At 57.9% G+C, this 3323-nt stretch carries 5 protein-coding genes; 3 read left to right on the top strand and 2 right to left on the bottom strand.

Annotated elements, in window-relative coordinates:
* Positions 1-754, top strand: a 754-nt coding sequence (locus VK725_RS08745; RefSeq protein WP_325317677.1) for a PLP-dependent aminotransferase family protein, incomplete at its 5' end; no start/stop codon positions are given.
* Positions 755-900: 146 nt separating this feature from the next.
* On the opposite strand, the gene tssJ is transcribed toward VK725_RS08745, so the two are convergent.
* Positions 901-1440: a type VI secretion system lipoprotein TssJ gene (gene tssJ, locus VK725_RS08740; RefSeq protein WP_325317676.1), complete on the bottom strand. Its 540-nt coding sequence runs from the start codon at positions 1438-1440 to the stop codon at positions 901-903.
* Positions 1441-1456: 16 nt separating this feature from the next.
* Positions 1457-2542, bottom strand: a complete 1086-nt coding sequence (gene tssG, locus VK725_RS08735; protein ID WP_325317675.1) for a type VI secretion system baseplate subunit TssG — start codon at positions 2540-2542, stop codon at positions 1457-1459.
* A 77-nt stretch (positions 2543-2619) separates the two neighbouring features.
* On the opposite strand from tssG, the gene VK725_RS08730 reads away from it, so the two are divergent.
* Together VK725_RS08730 and tssE are read left to right on the top strand one after the other, a co-directional pair.
* Positions 2620-2919, top strand: coding sequence for a hypothetical protein (locus tag VK725_RS08730; RefSeq protein ID WP_325317678.1), 300 nt, complete (start codon positions 2620-2622; stop codon positions 2917-2919).
* Between the two features lie 14 nt (positions 2920-2933).
* Positions 2934-3323 (top strand): type VI secretion system baseplate subunit TssE (gene tssE / locus VK725_RS08725; RefSeq protein WP_325317674.1); only part of this gene is annotated, 390 nt, incomplete at its 3' end.

Below are 3323 nucleotides of genomic sequence, written 5' to 3'. Positions count from 1 at the left end.
CGCTGAACTCATTCCGGTACCGGTGGATGAGGAGGGAATCAACGTCACCGAAGGCATTCGCCTGTGCAGCCACGCGCAGGCTGTCTACATCACGCCATCGCACCAGTTTCCGCTGGGTTGCACGATGAGCGCAGCGCGGCGATTGCAGCTGCTCAGCTGGGCGTCGTGCAGCGGCGCATGGATCATCGAGGATGACTACGACAGTGAATACCGTTTCGGTGGGCGTCCGCTGGCGTCGCTGCAGGGCATGGATACCGATGATCGTGTGATTTACGTGGGGACCTTCAGCAAGGTGATGTTTCCGTCCGTACGTATCGGCTATGTCGTCATTCCGAAAGATATCGTCCCTGCGTTTGCGCGTGTGCGTGATGCTTTCGATACGTTCTCATCCATGTTGTATCAGGTAGTGTTGAACGATTTCATTAGCGAGGGCCACTTCGCTCGGCACATCAAGCGCATGCGCGCGCTTTACTCGGAGCGACGTTCGGTGCTTCTGGAAGCGATTGCCAGGCATGCAAGCGACAGGCTCGAGCCGATCGGCACCGATGCGGGCATGCAACTCACGACGCTGCTTGCGCCCGGTGTCGACGACGTGGATATCTCGATAGCGGCCGCAAAAATCGGCGTTTCAGCGCGGCCGCTGTCCATTTCCTACTTGAAGCCACCGCCTCGCGGCGGCCTGATCCTCGGTTACTCGAACGTCAACGTGCATGAACTTCGCGAAGGAATGCGCAAGTTGGCGATGTGCATATGAATGGCCTAGTGGCTTGATCTTAAAAATTCCGAACCGAATCGCGCGTTACGCGACGCGCGATCGAGGGCCGCGCAGCGCGAAAACAAAACGATAGTGCAGGAGCACTCGCATACAGCATGAAGTGACTGCACGTCACCAGTTGGCTGCTATCCGCGTGTTGGTCTGTCTTGCGGCGCATCCTTTGGCTGGACAATCGAATCATTCTCCAATTCCAGTACCAAAGGATCGTCAGCTGAAAGGTCTTTCTTCGGTACGATCAGTCGCCAGTTGCCGTTGGACTTGGCATTGCGGTAAAACGCGGCAATGCCGATGTACTGCGTGTTCGGCTTCAGCGGTTGCGACATGCTTGCAGCGCCATTCGGATAGACCACGATGCCGCGGGTGTCTTGCAGGTCCTGTGCTAATACCGTCTTGTCATTCGTCAATAAGTCGTCGTACGACGCCGATGCAAAAGCCTTGGTGTCACGCAGTTGGTAGACACGCACAACCACGGAGTAGGGACGCCCGACATCGTCTGGATTGATCATGGCACGGGCCTTCAGGTCGACATTGAGTGCTGTGATCTTTTTGTAGAACGTCGCGTGGTAAGCGTTCGACGTTGTGGTCGATACGGTTTGCCAAGCTCCGCAAGCCGATAGCAGAAGGCATGACGATATAACGGGGATGGTTAAAGCAATGACGCGCATTGGGGAGCTCCAACATTCACACAACAGAACCGGCATCGACTGCCGGTCGAAAAGTATTGACGGTGTGCTGGAACGCTTCATAGCGTCCCAGCGGCACATCCAGGACTTGCTCCGAAGCAGGCTTCAACAACATCGTCCAGGCAAGACGGGAACGTGATTCGCCCAATACGGGCTTTGGCATCAACGATGAGGACACGCGCATACGCAGTACGGCATCGGCCTTGATGCCGATGTAGATACGCAAAAAGGCCATCAGATCGCGATGCGACGCCGCCCCCGGCAACAAGGCATCCACCTGCGCTGCAGAGGTGGGATGCAAGGTGATGCGCACCGCCTTGGTACGGCAACGGATACGTCGGCCCAGCACATCGCCGTTTCCGAGGCCGCGCGATATATCGGGACCCTCGTCGCTGGCAGACCGGGTCAGTCGGGCCGGTGTGGCGACGGCGATCCACACGGGATGAAATTGTTCCACGTCCACACCGACACCCGGTGCCGCCAGTGCCACAACGCCGGCAATACCTTCGGCAGTACGTGTGCGCTGATTGAGCAAACCCAACATGGCGAGCGCGCGCGAATCGGGCAAGCCGGCTTGCGCCGGTTTATCGCCGAGGCCAAACCCGACCAACGCCAGCAGATCGCGCGAACGCTCGTCAACGCCACCCTGCTCGAAGCCGACTGGATAGCGGTATTTGCGCCAAGCGCGAAAAAGCAACGTCGTCGTGCGGTGGTGATAGATGTCCAGGAAGGCCATCACCGGTTCATGGCCATCCCGTCGCAGCACGATGTCGTCGATCAAATGCGACGGCATGGCCGCGTCGACGCCGTAGAGGCCCATAAACGTGGTGCGCACGTCCGGTGGGCGATGCGGCATTTCCTCGTCCAGCTCGATCGCCGCCACTTCGGATCCTGGGAAACCCATCTTTGGCCAGGGCCGGAAGCGCACGGCGTCATGTTCAGGCGTATCCAGCGTGCCAAATCCCGGTCGCTGTGGTGTATGCAACTCCAGCAAGCGGCATAGCTGGAAAAATTCCATGCGCGGCGCGCGCGCCATCAGTGCCTGCACCAAGGCGGCGACGTGGGGCGTATCACTGCCACTCATAGTGGCGACCGCTCCGCGACACTGCGTGGCCAGGTGATGCGTTTACCGGTAGGCAGGCTCACGACGCAAAGCTTTGTATAGAGGTTCATCTCCGCATACGGCAGCATGGTATCTCTCTCACCTGCGACGATGCCCTGCTGTCTACTCTGGCGGAGGCATGCTTGATACGTGAATCGGGGGCACGCAATGTCGATAGCATGCTTAATGAGCAGATATTGCCCGTTGTGGCGCGCGAGGTACTTACTCGTATGCAAACTGGCGACATGCCTGATGAAACGCGGTTGAGTCTTTCTGAGGAAGGCAATCTTGCCATCGACTTTGTGGTCCATCGCGCCAACGTAGATACCATCAAGGCGGCAACGCCATCCGAGGCTTGAAGGAGATGAAGCCGATGCCGACCGGACCGTCTTTGTACGAGTTGCTGACTGGATACATCGGCGATGAACCTGTCGATAGGCACGACGAGGCGACGCAGGAAATCCTCAGCGTCATGGAAAACATCAAGCGCATTCTCAATACACGTGCCGGTTCGCTGAAGCATCTACCAGATTACGGTTTGCCCGATCTGAGTCAGATCTATCGGGCGTTGCCGGCTTCCGCGCATCTTTTGAAAACACAGATGGAAAAGACCTTGCTTGCCTATGAGCCACGGGTCCGAGCTATCGACGTGGATGTATGGCAGGACACGGATCCTGGCGTGTTGATCAGCTACGTGCTGACCTGCCATCTGAATAAAGGTGGACTGGTGCGCTACGGTACCCATTTTGAGCCCGGCGGCCGG

This window comes from Dyella sp. (genome assembly GCF_035486915.1).
GTDB lineage: Bacteria > Pseudomonadota > Gammaproteobacteria > Xanthomonadales > Rhodanobacteraceae > Dyella_B.
The sequence above is the reverse complement of the archived record's forward strand: the minus strand, read 5'-3'. Positions and strand labels throughout refer to the sequence as shown.